At 65.0% G+C, this 18,906-nt stretch carries 17 protein-coding genes and 1 tRNA gene; 17 read left to right on the forward strand and 1 reads right to left on the reverse strand.

Annotated elements, in window-relative coordinates; translation table 11 throughout:
• Positions 1 to 49: 49 nt before the first annotated feature.
• The 3 genes from glpX to M8312_RS12200 all read left to right on the forward strand — a co-directional run bounded on the left by glpX (position 50) and on the right by M8312_RS12200 (position 2,945).
• Positions 50 to 1,021, forward strand: a complete 972-nt coding sequence (gene glpX / locus M8312_RS12190) for a class II fructose-bisphosphatase (RefSeq protein ID WP_250117960.1) — start codon at positions 50 to 52, stop codon at positions 1,019 to 1,021.
• Positions 1,022 to 1,070: 49 nt separating this feature from the next.
• A complete protein-coding gene (gene recJ, locus M8312_RS12195; protein WP_250119780.1) occupies positions 1,071 to 2,831 on the forward strand; it encodes a single-stranded-DNA-specific exonuclease RecJ in 1,761 nt (586 codons plus the stop codon).
• 39 nt (positions 2,832 to 2,870) lie between these two features.
• Positions 2,871 to 2,945: transfer RNA gene (locus tag M8312_RS12200), tRNA-Glu, on the forward strand.
• 41 nt (positions 2,946 to 2,986) lie between these two features.
• Here the strand turns inward: M8312_RS12200 and M8312_RS12205 are convergent.
• Complete coding sequence (locus M8312_RS12205) at positions 2,987 to 3,445, reverse strand: group III truncated hemoglobin (RefSeq protein ID WP_250117961.1); 459 nt, start codon at positions 3,443 to 3,445, stop codon at positions 2,987 to 2,989.
• Positions 3,446 to 3,932: 487 nt separating this feature from the next.
• Between M8312_RS12205 and M8312_RS12210 the strand changes: the two genes are divergently transcribed.
• From M8312_RS12210 to M8312_RS12275, 14 genes are all read left to right on the forward strand, one after another.
• Positions 3,933 to 4,751, forward strand: a complete 819-nt coding sequence (locus tag M8312_RS12210; RefSeq protein WP_250117962.1) for a class I mannose-6-phosphate isomerase — start codon at positions 3,933 to 3,935, stop codon at positions 4,749 to 4,751.
• On the forward strand, positions 4,748 to 5,764 hold the full coding sequence (locus M8312_RS12215) for a mannose-1-phosphate guanylyltransferase (RefSeq protein ID WP_250117963.1): 1,017 nt from the start codon (positions 4,748 to 4,750) through the stop codon (positions 5,762 to 5,764). The genes M8312_RS12210 and M8312_RS12215 overlap by 4 nt, the downstream gene beginning before the upstream one ends.
• Positions 5,765 to 5,818: 54 nt before the next feature.
• The gene (locus M8312_RS12220) at positions 5,819 to 6,961 is read left to right on the forward strand and encodes a KpsE/RkpR family capsule polysaccharide export protein (protein WP_250117964.1); all 1,143 of its coding nucleotides are present in this window, start codon (positions 5,819 to 5,821) and stop codon (positions 6,959 to 6,961) included.
• The gene (locus M8312_RS12225; protein WP_250117965.1) at positions 6,958 to 7,773 is read left to right on the forward strand and encodes an ABC transporter permease; all 816 of its coding nucleotides are present in this window, start codon (positions 6,958 to 6,960) and stop codon (positions 7,771 to 7,773) included. The genes M8312_RS12220 and M8312_RS12225 overlap by 4 nt, the downstream gene beginning before the upstream one ends.
• Entirely contained in the window at positions 7,770 to 8,438 is a 669-nt protein-coding gene (locus M8312_RS12230) for an ABC transporter ATP-binding protein (protein WP_250117966.1), read from the forward strand. Before M8312_RS12225 ends, M8312_RS12230 begins: the two co-directional genes overlap by 4 nt.
• Before the next feature lie 152 nt (positions 8,439 to 8,590).
• Positions 8,591 to 9,697: a glycosyltransferase family 4 protein gene (locus M8312_RS12235; RefSeq protein ID WP_250117967.1), complete on the forward strand. Its 1,107-nt coding sequence runs from the start codon at positions 8,591 to 8,593 to the stop codon at positions 9,695 to 9,697.
• A complete protein-coding gene (locus M8312_RS12240) occupies positions 9,694 to 11,586 on the forward strand; it encodes an FkbM family methyltransferase (RefSeq protein ID WP_250117968.1) in 1,893 nt (630 codons plus the stop codon). The genes M8312_RS12235 and M8312_RS12240 overlap by 4 nt, the downstream gene beginning before the upstream one ends.
• Positions 11,579 to 12,793 (forward strand): glycosyltransferase, encoded by a 1,215-nt coding sequence (locus M8312_RS12245; RefSeq protein ID WP_250117969.1) that lies wholly within the window; start codon positions 11,579 to 11,581, stop codon positions 12,791 to 12,793. The genes M8312_RS12240 and M8312_RS12245 overlap by 8 nt, the downstream gene beginning before the upstream one ends.
• Entirely contained in the window at positions 12,790 to 13,944 is a 1,155-nt protein-coding gene (locus tag M8312_RS12250; RefSeq protein WP_250117970.1) for a glycosyltransferase family 4 protein, read from the forward strand. Before M8312_RS12245 ends, M8312_RS12250 begins: the two co-directional genes overlap by 4 nt.
• A gap of 42 nt (positions 13,945 to 13,986) precedes the next feature.
• Positions 13,987 to 15,021 carry a GDP-mannose 4,6-dehydratase gene (gene gmd / locus M8312_RS12255; protein ID WP_250117971.1) on the forward strand — a complete coding sequence of 345 codons (1,035 nt, stop codon included), beginning with the start codon at positions 13,987 to 13,989 and terminating at the stop codon, positions 15,019 to 15,021.
• Positions 15,021 to 15,941 (forward strand): NAD-dependent epimerase/dehydratase family protein, encoded by a 921-nt coding sequence (locus M8312_RS12260; RefSeq protein ID WP_250117972.1) that lies wholly within the window; start codon positions 15,021 to 15,023, stop codon positions 15,939 to 15,941. The genes gmd and M8312_RS12260 overlap by 1 nt, the downstream gene beginning before the upstream one ends.
• Positions 15,942 to 15,945: 4 nt before the next feature.
• On the forward strand, positions 15,946 to 17,043 hold the full coding sequence (locus M8312_RS12265) for a glycosyltransferase family 4 protein (RefSeq protein WP_250117973.1): 1,098 nt from the start codon (positions 15,946 to 15,948) through the stop codon (positions 17,041 to 17,043).
• 44 nt (positions 17,044 to 17,087) lie between these two features.
• A complete protein-coding gene (locus tag M8312_RS12270) occupies positions 17,088 to 18,092 on the forward strand; it encodes a KpsF/GutQ family sugar-phosphate isomerase (RefSeq protein WP_349773286.1) in 1,005 nt (334 codons plus the stop codon).
• Positions 18,085 to 18,903, forward strand: coding sequence for a 3-deoxy-manno-octulosonate cytidylyltransferase (locus tag M8312_RS12275; protein ID WP_250117974.1), 819 nt, complete (start codon positions 18,085 to 18,087; stop codon positions 18,901 to 18,903). Before M8312_RS12270 ends, M8312_RS12275 begins: the two co-directional genes overlap by 8 nt.
• Positions 18,904 to 18,906 lie beyond the last annotated feature (3 nt).

An 18,906-nucleotide genomic window follows, 5' to 3' on the forward strand; every position in this document is an offset into this window, starting at 1 on the left:
CCATGCCGCTCCGTAAGCGCGGCGGGATAAGAACAAGGGGATACAGAACATGGTTTCCGCCAGCAGCGTGCTCGACCGTGTGCTCGTGCTTGAGATGGTCAGGGTGACCGAGGCCGCCGCCATTGCCGCGAGCAAGCTCATCGGGCGCGGCGACGAAAAGGCCGCGGACCATGCCGCGGTTGAAGCCATGCGCGCCGCGTTGAACGAGCTGCCGATGGACGGGACGGTCGTGATCGGCGAGGGCGAGCGCGACGAAGCGCCGATGCTGTTTATCGGCGAAAAGGTCGGCTCCGCGCAGGGCAGCGGTCCCAAGATCGACATCGCGCTTGATCCGCTGGAAGGCACGACCATCACCGCCAAGGCCGGCCCGAACGCGCTCGCGGTGCTCGCCATCGCTGAGCAGGGCGGACTTCTGAACGCGCCCGACGTCTACATGCAGAAACTGGCCATCGGGCCCGGTTACGCAGACGACGTGATCGATCTTGCCCGCAGCCCGACCGAGAACGTCACCAGCCTGGCCCGGGCCAAGGGCGTGCAGCCGAACGAGATCAACGCCTGCGTCCTCGACCGGCCGCGCCACGAGGCGGTCATCGCCGAGCTTCGCGCGCTCGGCTGTGGCATCACGCTCATCCCAGACGGTGACGTCGCCGGGGTGATCGCGGTGACCGATCCCGACACGACCATCGACATCTACATGGGCTCGGGCGGTGCGCCGGAGGGCGTGCTGGCGGCCGCCGCGCTGCGCTGCGTCGGCGGGCAGATCCAGGGCAGGCTTCTGTTCCGCAACGACGACGAGCGTGGCCGGGCCCACCGCTGGGGCATCGACGACCTCGACCGCATCTATCGGCTCGACGACATGGCCAAGGGCGATTGCATCTTCGCGGCGACGGGTGTGACGGACGGATCGCTGCTGAAGGGCGTGAAGCGGCGCCGCAGCTTCATTTCGACGGAAAGCATCGTCATGCGGGCGAGCAGCGGCACCGTCCGCCGCGTGACCGGCGAGCATCACAAGCTCGCCTGAGGTCCAGAACGGGATTCACGGGGGCACCAAAGGCGCCTACAAGGTGGCGATGGCCCGTGAAGACCTTGCCTGCAATGTCGCCGCATCGCTGTCGGGCCATCCTTGGCGCTGGCGGCGAGGGGGCGGTGATCAGCTTACCCCGGACGCCCTGATCGACGAGTTGCTACTTGCCCGCGGTGTGCCGCGTGAGGACCTGCCGCGTCACCGCGCGCCCACCATCCGCGACTTCCTCCCCGATCCGTCGGTCTTCCGCGACATGGACAAGGCTGCGGCTCGCGTCGCCGATGCGATTCAGCAATCCCAGACCATCGCCATCTTCGGTGACTATGACGTCGATGGGGCTACCAGCGCCGCGCTTCTGACCTTGCTGCTGCGGCGGCTGGGTATCGAGCCGATGCTGTATATCCCAGACCGGCAGGCGGAAGGATATGGGCCGAACGCGCCCGCGTTGCTGGCGCTCAAGGATCTCGGGGCCGACCTGGTCGTAACCGTCGATTGCGGTGCGCAGGCGTTCGATGCGTTCGCCGCCGCCCAGTCCGCCGGGGTCGAGATCGTTGTCGTCGACCACCACCAGTGCGCAAGCGCACTTCCGCTTTGCCATGCATTGGTCAACCCGAACCGCCTGGATGAACATGAAGTGGGCGCCGCGCACGGCCATCTGGCCGCTGTGGGCATGTCCTTCCTGCTTGGCGTGGCGCTGCTTCGCGAGCTGCGCGGACGCGGCTTTTTTGCTGAGCGACCCGAACCCAAGATCATCGACCTGCTCGACCTGGTTGCGCTCGGCACTGTCGCCGACGTGGCCAAGCTCCACGGCCTCAATAGGGCGTTCGTGACGCAAGGGCTGAAGGTCATGGCCGCCGGACAAAACATCGGCCTCGTCGCGCTGGCCGAGGCGGCACGGCTGACCCGCCCGCCCGCCTGCCGTGATCTTGGCTTTTCCTTGGGACCCCGCATCAACGCGGGCGGCCGGGTCGGGAAGTCCGACCTCGGAGTGCGCCTGTTGACCGCCACTGACCCGGAGGAAGCACGAAGCCTCGCTGCCGAGCTAGACCGCCTCAACGAGGAGCGGCGGGCGATTGAGCTCATCGTACTCGAACAGGCGGAAGCGCAGGCCGAGGAACAGGCGGATGCGCCGCTGATCATCGTCGCGGCGCCCGGCTGGCACCCCGGCGTGATCGGCATCGTCTCGGGCCGGCTCAAGGAACGATACGATCGTCCGGCCATCGTCATCGCCCTCGACGAAGAGGGCGTGGGCAAGGGATCCGGCCGCTCGATCAGCGGTGTCGACCTGGGCGCCGCCATTCTCGCCGCCAAGGAGGAAGGCTTGCTCATCGCCGGTGGTGGCCACGCCATGGCCGCGGGGCTTACGATGCCGTCCGGTGGGTTCGACGCCTTGCGCGCTTACCTGTCCGAGCGCCTGTCCAACAATATCGAGCGCGCCCGCGCCGGACGCGCCCTCCTGATTGATTCGCTCTGCGCGCCGCGCGGCGTGTCCGCGGGGTTGTGCGACGCGCTCGACGCTGGCGGACCCTACGGCGCCGGCTGGCCGAGCCCGCGGCTGGTGTCGGGACCGGTGCGGTTGATCAAGGTTGGAGTGGTGGGCAACGGCCATGTCCGGGGCATCGCCTGCGGTGACGACGGGGCCAGTTTCAAGTGGATTGCCTTCCGTCAGGCTGACACGCTGCTCGGACAGGCTTTGCTGGCCGCCGGAGCCGATCAGCGTTTCTGGCTGGCGGGCTCGGTCAAGCGCGACGAGTGGAACGGTGGTGACCGTGCCGAGATGCACGTGGATGACGCCGCACTCGCTTGACCGCCCGGGCCCGCTCCCTTAAGCGCACCCCCGCCTCACGGCCCCTTCGTCTAGCGGTTAGGACGCGGCCCTTTCACGGCTGAAACACGGGTTCGATTCCCGTAGGGGTCACCACCGCCATCTTTGCCGATGCCGGATGACAATGACGGTCCTTGTCATACGAGGGCTTCGTCTCGTGAGAGACCCAGCGTACCGTCCCGGTGGATCCGAATACCGTTGAGGAGGCTGGCCGCGATGGAGCGCGCCTTTTCGTAGACATGAGCGCTGGCCGCAGCTGGGCCGAGCTCGTCCAACGTGCTGTGGAACAGCTCCAGCCAGCGGAGGAAGTGGTCTCGGTCGAGGCCTGGAATGGCCACGTGCTTCGCCATGGGGCTGCCGAAAAACTCGCCGCTACTGAAGAGGATCGAGCGCCAGAAGCGCTTCATCTGCTCCAGGTGGTTAGGCCAATTGCCGATCCGCTCGGCAAAGATCGGGCCCAGCATCGTGTCATCGCGCACACTGTCGTAGAACTGCTCGACGAGATCCGACACGAACCGGTCGTCAATGCCGATCGCCGCTGCAGCGGTGCGCTTGGCTTCGCGAGCCTGGACAGCGTGAGATTCGGGTGCAGTCACGGGTCACTCGTCAAGACAGGGGAAAGAGAGGCGGATCTGGGCCGAGTGGTGCTTTCGGCCAATAAGGAGAAGGCCGTAGCGTCAAGCAGAGACCTCGATGGAGCGGCTCGGGCAAGCGGCCATGCGGCAAGCTATCGAACCTGCGAGCGCCCGAAAGCGGTGCGCTCGAGTGAGGCCGGATCAGGGAGGCTCGGAGCTGTTCACCGGGCCGCAATCAACCGCCGCTTAGCCGAACGCTGATCGGGTAATTCAGCCGCTCACGTCTTGAACGCTACTGAAACGTAATAATTCGTTACGTCGGTTGATGCAAAGGAAAGACTAACGGCGTGCCATCATTTCGTAAGATGATGGCGCTAAGACTTAGAATGCAACTCAAATCAAAGAAGCGCAGACCCGGGCTGGATATCTCTTGAGGATTTGCGTACACGAGGCTGGGCCGAGGCTGCTGTTGTCGGTAGCAAGACATTCTATTCATCAGGGGGCAAACGTGAAGCTCACCGCGTGCTTGAGTGAGAAACCGTGGGGCCAGGTGGATGTTCCGGCGCAACATGGCGGATTGCTCCGGAAGCGCATCGGCGAAGTGGCCTTCCGGCACCCCGCTGGCGTGGAAATGCCGGTGCTGGTCAAATATCTTTACACGAGCGAGCGCCTGTCGATCCAGGTTCATCCAGACAACACTCAGGCGCAGGCGGCCGGTTATCCGTGCGGCAAGGACGAGATGTGGATCGTCCTCGACGCCGAACCTGGTGCCACCATCGGCCTGGGCCTCAAGCGCGAGTGCGAGCCGGCCTGCTTCGCGGCTGCCGTGCTGGATGGCAGCGTCGTCGACCTTATCGACTGGAAGCCGGTGCGACGCGGCGATGTCATCTACAACAGCGCCGGCACCATCCATGCGGCCGGCGGCGGCCTCGTCCTTCTTGAAGTGCAGCAGAGCCTCGACCTGACGTACCGGCTGTTCGACTATGGCCGCCCGCGCGAACTGCATTTGGAGGAGGGTCTCCGGGTATCGCGGTTCGGCCGCCATGACGGCAGCCGGGACTGCAGCATCGCCGACGGCAGCAGCCGGGTGCTTGCCGATGGACCCTATTTCGGATCGGCCTGGTGCGCCGGGGGACTTCCCACCGGCCTTCCGAGTTCTCGCGACTGGCAGTTGGTCGTCGTCAGCGGTACGGTGCGCCACCAAGGCGAGAGCTACCAGGCCGGGCAGGCGTTCCACAGCACTACCCTGGCGGGCCTCGAATTGCCGGCCGATTCCGAACTGCTCCTGGCTTGGCCCGTGCAGGAAGCGATGGCGCAAGCCGCGTGATCGTTCCAGTCATCTTGAGCGGCGGCAGCGGAACGCGCCTGTGGCCGCTGTCCACGCCCGAACGCCCCAAGCAATTCTTGCCCCTAACGGGCAAGCAAAGCCTCTTCGCAGAAACTTTGGCGCGGGTTGCCGGTGACCAGGGTTACGGCCCGCCCGTGATCGTTGCCAATGCCGCGCATGAACGGCTGTGCGGCGAAGAACTGGCGGGTCGCCCCGCGACCCTTATCCTGGAGCCGATTGCCCGCAACACGGCGGTAGCAATCGCCATGGCTGCCCTGGTGGTGGCCGAACAGGACCCGTCCGCACTGCTGCTCGTCATGCCGAGTGATCATCGAATTGGACAGGTCGACCGTTTTCACGAGGCGGTCGTCCGTGGCAGCCGCGCTGCGGAAACTGGTCGGCTGATCACCTTCGGGATCAACCCAACTGGTCCGGAGACCGGCTACGGCTACCTTGAGGCCGGGAACGCCTGCCAAGGACTGGACGGCGTCTTGGCGGTCGAGCGTTTTATCGAGAAGCCTGATCAACGCTCCGCCGAGGCGATGATCGCTACCGGCCGCTTCTTCTGGAACGGCGGCATCTTCCTTTACTCGGCTGCGACATTCCTTGCGGAGTGCGAACGGCTGGCGGCGCCGGTATTCGAGAGCGCAGTGAAGGCGCTTCGCGACGCGCACAGGGACGGATCAACGGTCCGGCCGTCTCGCGAGCAGCTTGAATTCTGTCCCGACATCTCCGTCGACTATGCGGTGATGGAGCGAAGTGATCGCATTGCCATGGTTCCCCTCGATGCCGACTGGTCGGACGTCGGAAGCTGGGACGCGCTGGCGGAGGTATCCGACGGCGGGGCCGCCGCAAACCTCGTGGACTGCGACGACTGCTTTGTCCGGAGCGACGGCGCCCGTATTTCCATGCTCGGGGTCGAAGGCCTGATCGTGGTGGCCAAGGGCGACCAGGTCGTGATCATGCGCAAGGGACGGAGCCAGGAAATCAAACAACTGGCAGCCACCGCCTGAAAAGGTTAAAGCGCGCCACCCTCCACTTTGTCTGTCTGATTGTTAGACTTTTTGATGCTGCAACGCCGTTCTGAATCCCTGTCGCTCCAGCGTTTGCGGCTGTCTCGCGCCCGGTTTCTTGCGAATCCGCTGTTCGCCGTCACGGTCATTCTGCCGACAGTTCTCGCGATCCTGTACTTCGGCCTGTTCGCGTCCGACGTGTATGTTTCTGAATCGCAGTTCGTGGTGCGAAGCCCGGACAAGCCGTCCGCGACGGGGCTTGGCGTGCTGCTCAAGTCGGTCGGCTTCTCAAATGCCGGGGACGAGATCTTCGTCGCCCAGAAGTATGTGACGTCGCGCGACGCGCTGCGCGAACTGAACCGCAAGGATGCGGTGCAAGTGGCGTTTACCCGGCCCAGCATCTCGGTGTTCGATCGCTTCAACCCCTTTGGCTTCAGCGGCAGCTTCGAAGACCTGTACAAATATTTTCGCAAGCGGGTCGGGGTCGAGCATGACACAATCTCGTCGATCACGACCTTGTCCGTTCGCGCCTATACGCCCCAAGATTCGCAGCGGATGAACCGCCAGCTGCTCGACCTCGCGGAAGACCTTGTGAACCGCCTCAACAATCGCGGCGAGGCCGACCTGCTGGGCTATTCGCAGCGCGAGGTGCGTGAAGCCGAGGAAGGCGCGCGGCGGGCGTCGCAGTCCCTGGCCGCCTTCCGCAACCGCTCCGGCGTGGTCGATCCCGAGCGTCAGGCCACCGTCCAGCTGCAGTTGGTTTCCAAGCTGCAGGATGAGTTGATCGGGGCCCGCCTTCAGCTTCAGCAGCTGGAATCAATCGCTCCTGACAATCCCCAAATTCCGCAGCTGCGCACCCGCATCGCCGGGCTTGGGCGGGCTATCGACGTGGAGGTCGGTCGTGCAGCGGGGTCGTCACGTTCTCTGTCTGCGGCCGCCGTGCAGTATCAGCGGCTCACGCTTGACCGCGAATATGCCGACAAGCGGCTCGCCGCCGCGCTCGCCTCGCTCCAGGAGGCGCGTAATGAAGCGCGCCGAAAGCAGGCCTATGTCGAGCGGATCGTCGAGCCCAATCTTCCCGACGACGCCGAAGAACCTCGCCGCCTGCGCGGTATCCTGTCGGTGCTGATCCTTGGCCTAGTCGCCTACGGCATTCTCAGCATGCTGCTTGCGGGGGTGCGGGAGCACAGGGATTGATCGGCGCCGACGACGCTCCGCGGCCTGGCCCGACGAGCCTTGCCCGATCCTGGGCCATCCAGCGCCGCGTCATCTGGGCGCTGCTCCTTCGCGAGATCCTGACTCGCTACGGTCGCCACAACATCGGCTTCCTGTGGCTGTTCGTTGAGCCGATGATCTTCACGCTCGCGGTGACCGCCTTGTGGACCGCGACCAAGGCCGTGCACGGGTCAAACCTGCCGATCGTGGCCTTTGCGATCACCGGCTATTCCAGCGTTCTGTTGTGGCGGAACATGCCGAACCGGACGATCGGCGCACTGACTCCCAACCTGGCGCTGCTCTATCACCGTAACGTTCGGCCGATCGATATATACCTCTCGCGCCTGCTGCTCGAGATCGCCGGCGCGTCCACGTCGTTCGTCTCCCTGGTGCTCTTCTTCTCCTTCATCGGATGGCTGGAGCCGCCCGAGGATGTGCTGCAGATCCTTTTCGGCTGGGTCATGCTGGCCTGGTTCGGGCTGGGCCTCGCCTTGTTCTTCGGAGCCTTGTCGGAGCGGCACGAGATCGTTGAAAAGCTGTGGCACCCGGCGTCCTACATCCTCTTTCCGCTATCGGGTGCGGGCTTCCTCGTGGACGCGCTACCGACCGAGGCACAGCATTACGTGCTGCTGTTGCCGATGGTGCATGGCGTGGAATATGTGCGTGAGGGCTACTTCGGCACGCAGATGACGGCGCATTATGACATGGCCTACATGGCCATCATCAATCTCGTGCTGACGGCACTTGGCCTTGCCGAGGTCGCCAAGACCAGCCGCACGGTCATTCCCGAATGATCGAGCTCAAGAATATCAGCAAGACGTACATGACGCGCTCGGGGCCCGTTCGTGTGCTGAAGGATGTGAACCTGACTGTCGATCGCGGTGAGCGCGTCGGCATCCTTGGCCGCAACGGCGCTGGCAAGTCGACCATGATTCGGCTGATCAGCGGTGCCGAACTGCCAACCGGCGGAACGGTCTACCGGGACATGAGCGTCTCTTGGCCACTGGCATTCGGCGGCGCGTTCCAGGGCACGCTGACAGGCTACGATAATTTGCGGTTCATCTGCCGGGTCTACGGCGTCGATTGGCACGACAAGAAGGCTTACGTCGAGGAGTTCTCCGAGCTCGGCATCTACCTGCGCGAGCCGGTGAAAAGCTATTCATCCGGCATGCGGGCAAGGCTTGCCTTCGCCATCTCAATGGTGATCGAGTTCGACTGCTTCCTGATCGACGAGATCATCGCCGTCGGCGACACGCGATTCCACCACAAGTGCGGCGAGGAATTGTTTGTGAAGCGCGGCGACAGGGCCATGATCATCGTTTCTCACGAAGCCAGCTACATCCGCGAACATTGCAACCGCGCCGCCGTTCTGCACCAGGGCGAGCTGGTGCATTTCGACGATATCGACGCCGCCTACGACTTCTATACCGGGGCAAGCCAGACGGCAGCGGCGGCGTGAGGCAGCTCGCCCGTGGATTCGCCGCGTTCCGCAGGCGCGGCTGGTTTGCCCGGAGACGCGGACGATTTACCGCCCCTGCCGCGCGGCGAACGCGACTGTTCGTCGACGTGTCGGTCATTGCCCGGGAGGATGCTCGGACGGGTATCCAGCGCGTGGTTCGCGCGCTCTGGCTGGAGCTTAGCCGCCGCGGTCATCCCGGCGTCGACTTCTGTCCTGTCTATGCGGGAGCCGGGCACGGCTATCTGCACGCCCGCTGGGGCGCCGAGGCGGAGCGGCCCACGCTCACCCGCCAGACGGTGGTGGCGCAACCTGGCGACCAGTTCCTCGGCCTCGACCTTGCTGCCCATTATGTTCCGCACTGCGCCGAACAGCTGGCGGAGTGGCGCCGCGCCGGCGTGTCCATCAACTTCGTCGTCTACGATTTGCTGCCCTTGAGCAGGCCCGACTGGTTCAATCGTCCAACCGTTCGTCACTTCCGTCGGTGGTTCACGGCCATCACCGCGCACGGCGACCGGCTTTTATGCATCTCCGACGCCGTCGCCGGGCAAGTGCGCGACCGGCTCGGCACGCGTGACAATCCGGAGATCGGCCGCCTCTTCCTCAGTGGTGATCTGGCCCATTCGCGGCCATCGACAGGGGTGTGCGGAAACGTCGAACAGCTGCTCAAGGATCTGAGCGGGGTTCCGACGCTGCTGATGGTCGGAACGGTGGAGCCCCGCAAGGGTCATGCCGAAGCACTGCGGGCGATGGAATATCTTTGGGCGGAGCGGGGGGACAAGGCGCCCTCATTGCTGATCCTTGGCAAGGCCGGGTGGAAGACTGACGAACTGCAGCAGCAGATCCGGGGTCATCGCGAATTTGGCCGCCGGCTCCAGTGGGTGGAGGGCGCCAGCGATGAAGCGCTCGATCGCGCCTATAAGGACGCGTCGGCGCTGCTGCTGGCAACCCGCAGCGAAGGCTTCGGCCTTCCGCTGGTAGAGGCGACCCGCCACCGCAAATGGGTGCTCGCCCGCGACCTCCCGGTTTTCCGGGAGCAGAACCTGGGCAATGTTCACTACTTCCGCGACGACCGGCCACCTGCGCTTGCCGCCTCGATCGAACTGATCATGGCCGCGGCTGCGCGTTCCGCGCCGCCTGTTCAGCAGCTTCCAACCTGGTCTGAGTGCGCCGACCGTTTGCTGTCGGAGATGGGGATCGATTCCGCCCCGAATGTCGCCGGTGACGAGCAGCCGTCGATGCGGGTAACGGCGGTTCGATGAACTTCACTTCTTATGCCCAGAACTTCGAGGATGTGCTGCTGTGGCGGGCACTCGGCCACATCGGACGTGGCCGATATCTCGACATCGGTGCTCAGGATCCGGAGATCGATTCCGTCAGCCTTGGCTTCTACGAGCATGCCTGGCGCGGCGTGCACGTCGAGCCGACCGCCGCTTATGCGCAGAAGATCAGGGAGAAGCGGCCTGACGAAATCGTGATCGAGGCCGCGGTCAGTACGGCTGAGGGTCCCATTACCTTCTACGAGTTCGCGGGTACCGGGCTTTCCACCGGGGTCAGCGAGATCGCCGAGGCGCACGATGCTGGCGGCTTCGAGCGCAGCGAAGTCTTGGTACCCACGATCCGGCTTAGCCAATTGCTCGACCGGGCCGAGTTGTACCATTGGATGAAGATCGACGTCGAGGGGATGGAGGCGGACGCCCTCGCCAGCTGGGACGATCATCCCGCGCGCCCGTGGGTGGTGGTGGTCGAGGCGACCGAGCCCAATAGCCAAGAGCGCACTGACCATCTTTGGCGGGGGCAACTTGAGGACCGTGGCTATGAGGATGTCTATTTCGACGGCCTCTCCCGCTACTTCCTGCACCAGTCCCAAGGTGAGCTGAAGCAGGCGTTCGCCATTCAGCCGAACATCTTCGACGGCTTCGTTGTCGGCGAACATCATTTCGTGGCCCGCGAAATGCTCGCACGGTTGAATGAGGCGGAGGGCAAGGCTGCCGCCAGCGCGGCACTGGCTACGGCGATCGAGACCGAGGCGGCGACCCTGCGCCACCTCCATGCGGAGCGCGTGCACGAGGTCGAGCAGGTACGAAAGCAGCTGCTGGAGTCGCATGACGAACGGCTGGCCGCCGACGAACGCGCCCGCGATGCCCTGAACCGGATGCACGGCGAGGAAATCGCACTCCGGATCGAACTGGCCCGGCTGGAGGAACGCGCGGCCGCCCCCGCTGCCGAGATTCAGCGGCTGTGCCAACAGCTTGAACAAGCGTCGGTGCGTCTTGCCGAGGTGGAGGATCGCCGTTCGCGCGAAGTTGCGCTCGCCAATGAACAGCGGCTGGAAGTGGAGGCCAGGGCGGAGCGCGCTCGCCAGGCTCTGGAGGAGCTTCATTCGGCCGAACGGGTCGAGTTCCAGCGCCAGGCGCTGGAGCAGCTGGCGCTGGCCGAGCAACGCGTGCAGGCGGAACGGGAGCGCGCCAACGAGGCGCTCGAGACGGTGAGGGCTCAAGCGGAGGCGGAGCGCAGGGCGCTCCATGGAGCCATGGAGCAATTGCCGGGCGTAGCGGAGCAGGAGCAACCGCAGGCATTTCAATCCGACATTCCCGGTGCAGGCCATCCGTATTCGCGGGCGGCGAGCTTGCCGGAGTTGCTCGGATTGCATGGCGCGGATTTCATTCGCTGCGCTTATGTCACGCTGCTCGGTCGAGAAGCGGACCCTGAGGGTGAACGGCATTATGGCGCAGCTCTTCGAGCGGGCGCCACCAAGCTCGATATCCTGTGGCAGCTTCGTCGCTCGCCCGAAGGCCGCAAGCATGATCCCGGCATCGCGGGCCTTGATGCAGAGCTGCGCCGGGCCCGCCGCGCCAGGCTTCCGCTCGTCGGAGGGTTGTTTCCGGACTCGCGCCTTGAACCTCAACGCGGCGGCTCTCAGCCGGTGAATGCGCTGCACGATGAGATCGGACGCCTAAGCGGTCAGTTGAGGGCGAATGAAGCGTCGATCCGGTCGCTGGAGGCCAGCGTCGCCGAACAACGCGCGCTGATCGCCCAGGTCGCGGCTGAGCAGCGCGAAGCCGAGCTGCGTGCCGCGGCAACGCCTGAGGTCCCGGCCATCACCATCGAGCAGATCATCGGCACGTTCGAGAACCCGCTTCGTGAATAGAGAATACCTGCTCAGCAGTGCCATCGGTCAGCAGCGGATCCCGACGTTCGCCGATCGCGGCCGCACCGGGTTCGGCGCCGCACATTATTCCTGGTCGATCGTGGCCGACATGTATCGGCGTGGCCTGGCCGAAATTCGCCGGGTCGCGCCGATCGATGCGCCCGACATCTACCAGCACCCGATCGCCATGCAGACCCGCGGCATTCCGGCGGAAGCGATCCACCTTGCGAGCAAGCCGGTGGAGCTGTTGCGGCCGCTGTTCGGCCGAACCAACGTTGCCATCCAGTTGTGGGAATTCGCCGAACTCAGCGAGCGCGCGATCGAGGGCGACCCGCGCACCAACCAGGTGCGAATGCTCAAGACGATGGACGCGGTCTGGTGCGCCAGCAGCTTCACGCAACAAAGCCTGGCCGCGTACGGCATCAACAGCTTCCACCTGCCGCCGCCGGTGACTTACGGTCGTGAGCACAGGTGCGAGCCGATTGACCAGGTCGCCGCCGTAACCCTCGACAGCAAGCTTTACGCACCGTCGCCGATGACGACCTTGGGCGAGCTGGGGATCGGGTCCGGCGACCGGGATATCTACCTTGCGGTGCTGGCTCCGTTCGACAAGCGCAAGAACCTTCGAGCGCTGCTCGACGGCTTCCTGGCGAGCAAGGCGGCAAGGACCGGGACCCTGCTGATCAAGCTGATCCTCGACAATGTCGTAACCAGCCTGCCCAACATCAATCACATCCTGGCCGATGATTTCGAGCTTGAGGCCACCAGTCCAGCGGTGGTCTTCTGCGGCGAGTATCTGTCGACGCCGCAGATGAACAGCCTGTACGACCTTGCCGCCTTCTTCGTGTCGTCGTCGGCGGCCGAGGGGCTCAACCTGCCGCTAATCGAGTCCATGGCACGAGGGGTCCCGGCGATCTCGTCGAGCCGCACCGCGATGAACGACTATGTCTCCGAGGAGCGGGCAATCGTCCTCAAGGCAATACGCCAGCCTACGATGGGCGATATTCATGCCCTCGGACCCGACCTCAAGACGACCTTCTATCCGCCGACCAGCGCCGCCATCACCGCGGCCTTCGATCACGCGGCGGACCTAGGGACCGAGCAGCGCAAGGCGCTCGGCGCCAAGGGCGCCACCTTCGTCAACACCGCGTTTGGGCTGGAGCTGTTCGAGCAGCGCGTGACGGCATTCGAAGGCACCCTCGCGTGAGCCGGCCAACCCTTCTCGTCGTCGACGTCTCTCCGCTGTGGGAGCTGCAGTTCACCGGCATTGCCAACGTCGTGTATGAAATCACCAAGCGCCTGCTTCCGGGTGCACCCCACTTCGACGTCCGCTTCAGCGTCTTTCACCGGATGATCGACCACGCGATCATCGAGCAGTGCGTTCGCGAACGATCGGGGCAGGCCCTGCGGCACCTCTTCGAGGATGCTGGCAGCCTCACCATGTCCGTCGACATGGCGGCGGAACATGACGGGCCGACCGCGGCCCTGTTCCTGCACATCAAGCCCGAGCGTGGTAAGTTCGATTTCGAAGCCCAGCTGTACTACGATTTCTCGTTCCTGAGCGTGCCCGAGTGCCACCACCAGGATACGATCGATTATCACCTCAAGGCATTGAACGAGCAGGTGCAGTCGAGCGACTGCATCTTCACCATCTCGCAGTCGGTCGCGAATGACCTGGGCTTTTATTTCGCCTTCCCGGAGGAGCGCACGACGGTCGCGCTGCTTGGCTACCACCTCGACATTCCCTCGACCTGGGAGTTCGTCGCCCGGTTCGGAAGCGAGCCAGTCGAGCCCTATTTCATCTGCGTCGGCTCGATCGAACCGCGCAAGAATGTCCGGCTGGTTCTGGCCTGGCTCGCCCGCAATCCGGAAATGCTGCAGCGTTTCCGCTTCCTGTTCGTCGGCCGTGACGCCTGGGGCGAATCCTTTGCCGAGCTGGTTGGCGAAGCCGGCCTTGCGAACGCCGTCAGCGCTGGCCGGCTCCTGCACGTCGGCTATGTCAACGAGGCGCAGAAGACCGCGCTGATGATGGGTGCCCGCGGCCTCATCTACCCGTCGCTGTTCGAAGGCTTCGGCCTGCCCGTGCTGGAGGCCATGGCGCTGGGCATTCCCGTGGCCGCCAGCTGCACGACATCGGTGCCGGAGGTGCTCGGACCCGACGGCATCTATTTCGATCCCTATTCTGTGGAATCGTTCAACGGCGCGATGACGCAGCTGATCGGGGAACTCGGCACCGATGCTGGCCGGGAACGCACCCTCCAGCTGCAGCGCCGCGCCGGCCGGTTCAGCTATGATGAGACCTACCGGGTCATCATGGATCGGCTTCATCAGCTCGTCACGGCTCAGGACAGCCGCTGAAGGGCGTTGCCAATCGGCATCCCACCTTCCAATAGCCCCGCCATGACTACCGCGATCATCACCGGCGTAACCGGCCAGGACGGCGCCTACCTGGCCGAACTTCTGCTTTCCAAGGGCTACACCGTCTACGGCACCTACCGGCGCACCAGCTCGGTCAACTTCTGGCGCATGGAAGAGCTGGGGATCGATCAGCATCCCAATCTCCACCTGGTCGAGTTCGACCTGACGGACCTGTCCGGCGCCATTCGCCTGCTTCAGCAGACCGGCGCGAAGGAGATCTACAATCTGGCGGCGCAGAGCTTCGTCGGCGTGTCGTTCGACCAGCCGGTGACCACCGCCGAAATCACCGGGATCGGCCCGCTCAACCTGCTGGAGGCGATCCGAATCGTCGACCCGTCGGTCCGCTTCTACCAGGCATCGACGTCGGAGATGTTCGGCAAGGTCCAGGCCGTGCCACAGCGCGAGGACACGCCTTTCTACCCGCGCAGCCCCTATGGCGTCGCCAAGCTCTACGCCCATTGGATTACGGTCAACTACCGCGAAAGCTATGGCATTCACGGCAGCAGCGGCATCCTTTTCAATCACGAAAGTCCGCTTCGTGGCCGCGAGTTCGTGACCCGCAAGATCACTGACTCCGTCGCCAAGATCCGCCTCGGCAAGCTCGACTGCCTCCGCCTCGGTAACCTGGACGCCAAGCGCGACTGGGGTTTCGCCAGGGAATATGTCGAGGGCATGTGGCGGATGCTCCAGGCCGATGAGCCGGACACCTTCGTCCTCGCGACCAACCGCACCGAGACGGTACGCGATTTCGTGGCGATGGCGTTCAAGGCCGCCGATTATGACGTGGAGTTTCGCGGATCCGGTGAGGAGGAGATCGCGGTCGATGCGGCCACCGGCAAGACGGTGATGCGGATCGATCCGCGCTACTACCGGCCGGCCGAAGTCGAACTGCTGATCGGCGACCCGGCCAAGGCTACCGAGAAGCTCGGCTGGCGGCCCCAGACCAGCCTCGAGGAGCTTTGCCGAATGATGGTGGAGGCCGACCTCCGCCGCAACAAGGCCGGCGCTTCCTTCTGATGAGTAGCGCGGCCGACCCGGCCCGGCGCGTTCTGGTCACCGGCCTGACCGGCTTCACCGGGCGCTACCTGCAGCCGCTGCTGATTGCGGCCGGATCTCACGTGCATGGGCTTGTGCACCGGGCCGAGGAGGATGACGCTGCGAGCTCGGCGGCCCTCCATGTGGCCGACCTGGCCGATCGCGAGCGGCTGGCAGAGGTCGTCTCCCTCGTGAGGCCGACCCACGTTGTCCATCTGGCGGCGGTGGCGTTTGTTGCGCATGGAGACGTGCGCGCGATGTACGAGACCAACCTGCTTGGCTCGCGCAACCTGCTGGAGGCGCTGGCCGGCGCGCCTACCCGGCCGCAACTGGTGCTGATGGCGAGCAGCGCCAACATTTACGGAAATGCGCATGAAGGCGTGCTCGACGAAAGCCTGCCTCCTGCGCCGGCCAATGATTATGGCGTCTCCAAGCTGGCGGTGGAGGCGCTGTCCCGAACCTACTCCGACCGGCTCCCGATCACGCTCGTCCGTCCGTTCAACTACACGGGTCGCGGCCAGGCCGAGAATTTCCTCATCCCCAAGATCGTCGCCCATGCCCGTGCGGGTGCGACCCGGATCGAGCTTGGCAACCTGGATGTGGCACGTGACTTCTCGGATGTGCGAACGGTGGTCGATGCCTACGCACGGCTGCTCGACCGGCCGGACCTTGCAGGGAGCACTTTCAATGTCTGCTCCGGCAAGGCCGTAAGCCTGCGCGAGGTCGTCGATGCGGTCGTGGCCATCACCGGCCAACCGATGGAGATGGTGGTCAACCCGGCATTCGTGCGTGCCAACGAGGTCCGCACCCTCAGCGGCTCGGCGGCGCGCCTCGAAGCCGCCATCGGGCCGCTGAAATCCATTCCGCTGGCCGAGACGCTTCGCTGGATGCTGGAAGATTGACGCGATGGATGTCGCGCTCTGGGGCGACGCCCTCCAGCCGCAGCTGACGGGGATAGGCCGGTACACGCTCGAACTGCTGCGCGGCCTGCCGGACGATCCGAGGGTCGATTCGGTCGCAACCTGGGCGCGGCAGCGGCTGGTCGAGGAGCCGGAACTGCTGCTGACCGAGGGCAAACTTGGGCGGCGGCCCAAGCTCGTTCGACCGCTGCTGCGCTGGTCCGATCGACGCCGCTTGAAAAACCGGCTGTTCCACGGCCCCAACTACTTCCTTCCGGATTTCGTCGAGCGGGGGATCGTGACCGTGCACGACCTCTCGGTGTTGCGCTTTCCCGAAACCCACCCGGCCGAGCGCCTGAGGCAATTTGCGCGTGATCTGCCACGCTCGCTTGACCGCGCGGAACACGTCATCACCGATACGGAGACGGTCAGGCAGGAAGTCATCGCGGAGTTCGGGCTCGCACCGGCCAGGGTCACTGCGGTTCCGCTCGGAGTCAGCGCGAACTTCCGTCCGGCGACCATCCTCGAAGTCGCCGAGCCGCTGGCGAGATATGGCCTCGATGCTGGCGGATACGCGCTCAGCGTTTCAACCATCGAGCCGCGCAAGAAGATCGCGGAACTTGTTGCCGCCTGGCGCCTGCTGCCCACGGACTTGCGCCGGCAATTTCCACTGGTGCTGGCGGGCGCGAAGGGTTGGCGCGACGCCGAATTGCTTGCCGCGATCGACAGGGGCGCCGCGGAAGGATGGCTGAAGCTGCTGGGCTATGTGCCCGAGGAGGACCTGCCTGCCCTTTACGCCGGCGCACGCCTGTTCATCTACCCGAGCATCTACGAGGGGTTCGGCCTCCCGCCGCTGGAGGCGATGGCCAGTGGGGTGCCGGTGGTGGTCGCCAATCGGTCCTGCCTGCCCGAGGTGTGCGGCGACGCCGCCTTCTTCGTCGATCCCGACGATGTCGAGAGCTTTGCCGGAGCGCTTGCGCACGCCCTTACGGACGAGGCCGACCGATGCAGAAAAGTGACGCAAGGCTCCGCAAGAGCGACCAGCTACGATTGGGGGCGGTGCATCCGCGAGACGGTTGACGTATATTCCACACTTGGCCGCTAAACGCGCCGAACGACGGCGCGAAGAGGCCGGGTGAAGAGTTGAGCATGGACATGAACAAGGCCCAGACCAGCAGCGAGGCAATCGCCTCCAGCGCTGAGCGGATGATCGCCATCGGGCGCGATGTGATCGAGATGGAAGCGTCCGCGCTGGGCTTGCTGGCCGACGCGTTGGATGAGGACTTCGCGCGCGCGGTCGAGCTTCTGGTCGCCACCCGTCAGCGGGTCATCGTCAGTGGGATGGGCAAGTCCGGTCACATCGGCCGCAAAGTGGCGGCGACCCTTGCCTCCACCGGAACTCCCGCACTGTTCGTCCATCCGGCCGAGGCGGCGCATGGCGATCTCGGCATGATCGCCCAGGGCGACCTGTTGCTGCTGATCTCCAACAGCGGGGCCACGCCCGAGCTTCGGGCGGTGATCGATCATGCCAAGCGCATCGATTGCCCGATCATCGCCATTGGGTCGCAGAACGCGTCGCCGATGATGCGATCGGCCAATGTCCGGCTGCTCATCCCGGCCGTCCGCGAGGCCTGTCCGGTGAATATCGCGCCGACCACCTCGACCACCGTCATGCTCGCCTTGGGGGACGCGCTGGCGATTGCCGTGATGCGGACCCGCGGCCTGTCACGCGAGCGCCTCAAGCTGCTTCACCCGGGCGGCGCGATTGGCGAACGGCTGGCGCCGGTGGAGAACCTCATGCATCTCGGCGACGCGCTGCCGCTGGTCTCGCCCGACATGCCGATGAGCAAGGTGGTGGTGGAGATCAGCGCCAAGGGCTTCGGCATTGCCGGCGTGGTCGCCGACGGGCGCCTCGTCGGGGTCATTACCGACGGCGACCTTCGCCGCCACAGCGAGAACTTGTTCAGCCATGTCGCGTCCGAGGTGATGAGCACCGAGCCCAAGACCGTCAGCGAGGGAACCCGCTGCGAGATCGCGCTTGAACTGCTTCAGCAGCACCGGATCACGGCGATCTTCGTGACCGCACATGACGATCCGCTGAGGCCGATTGGCCTCGTGCACATTCACGATCTGGCGCGGCCCAGGCATGGCTGAGGCGCAGCCGGCCGGCGCTGCATCCTCGACCACCATCATCATCCCCGCCCGTTATGGGTCGACCCGCTTTCCCGGCAAGCCGCTGGCGTTGCTGCGTGGCCGAGGAGGCGTCGAGCGGCCATTGGTGGAATGGACCTGGCGGGCAGCCCGGCGAGCCTTCGCGGACCTGCCGGTCCTTGTCGCGACCGACGATCGCCGGATCGTGGCGGAGGTGGAGCGGTTCGGCGGTGTGGCAATGCTCACCCCGGAAGAATGCCGTAATGGTACCGAGCGCTGCGCCGTCGCGGCCGAGCGATTGGGCAAGGCGGCGGACCTCGTCATCAATCTTCAGGGCGACGCGCTGCTGACGCCTCCCGCCATCCTGCACGCGCTGTATGCGCGGATCGCGATGGAACCACAGGTGGTGGTCACCACGCCTGCCATCCGCGCCGAGGGGCCGACGCTTGCCCACCTGCTTGAGGAACAGCGTTCGGGGCGCGTCGGCGGAACCACCGTGGTCAGCAATGCCAAGGGGGAGGCGCTGTATTTCTCCAAGCATTTGCTCCCCTTTGGCGCGGAGCGGGCGGGCAGCGCCGTCTACCTTCACCTGGGCGTCTATGCCTATCGACGGGAGGCGTTGCGTCGCTACTTCGCCGCCGCGCCATCGGCCGCGGAACTGGCGGAGGGGCTGGAGCAACTGCGCTTCCTGGACCAGGGCGTTCCCGTCACCGTGGTTGATTGCGCGCCGCCCGACCAGCTAACGGCCGAGCTTAATAACCCCGAGGATGCTGCGCCGATCGAGGCGGAGCTTGCTCGTCTCGAATTGGATTGAAGA

This window comes from Sphingomonas sp. KRR8, assembly GCF_023559245.1.
Lineage (GTDB): Bacteria > Pseudomonadota > Alphaproteobacteria > Sphingomonadales > Sphingomonadaceae > Sphingomicrobium.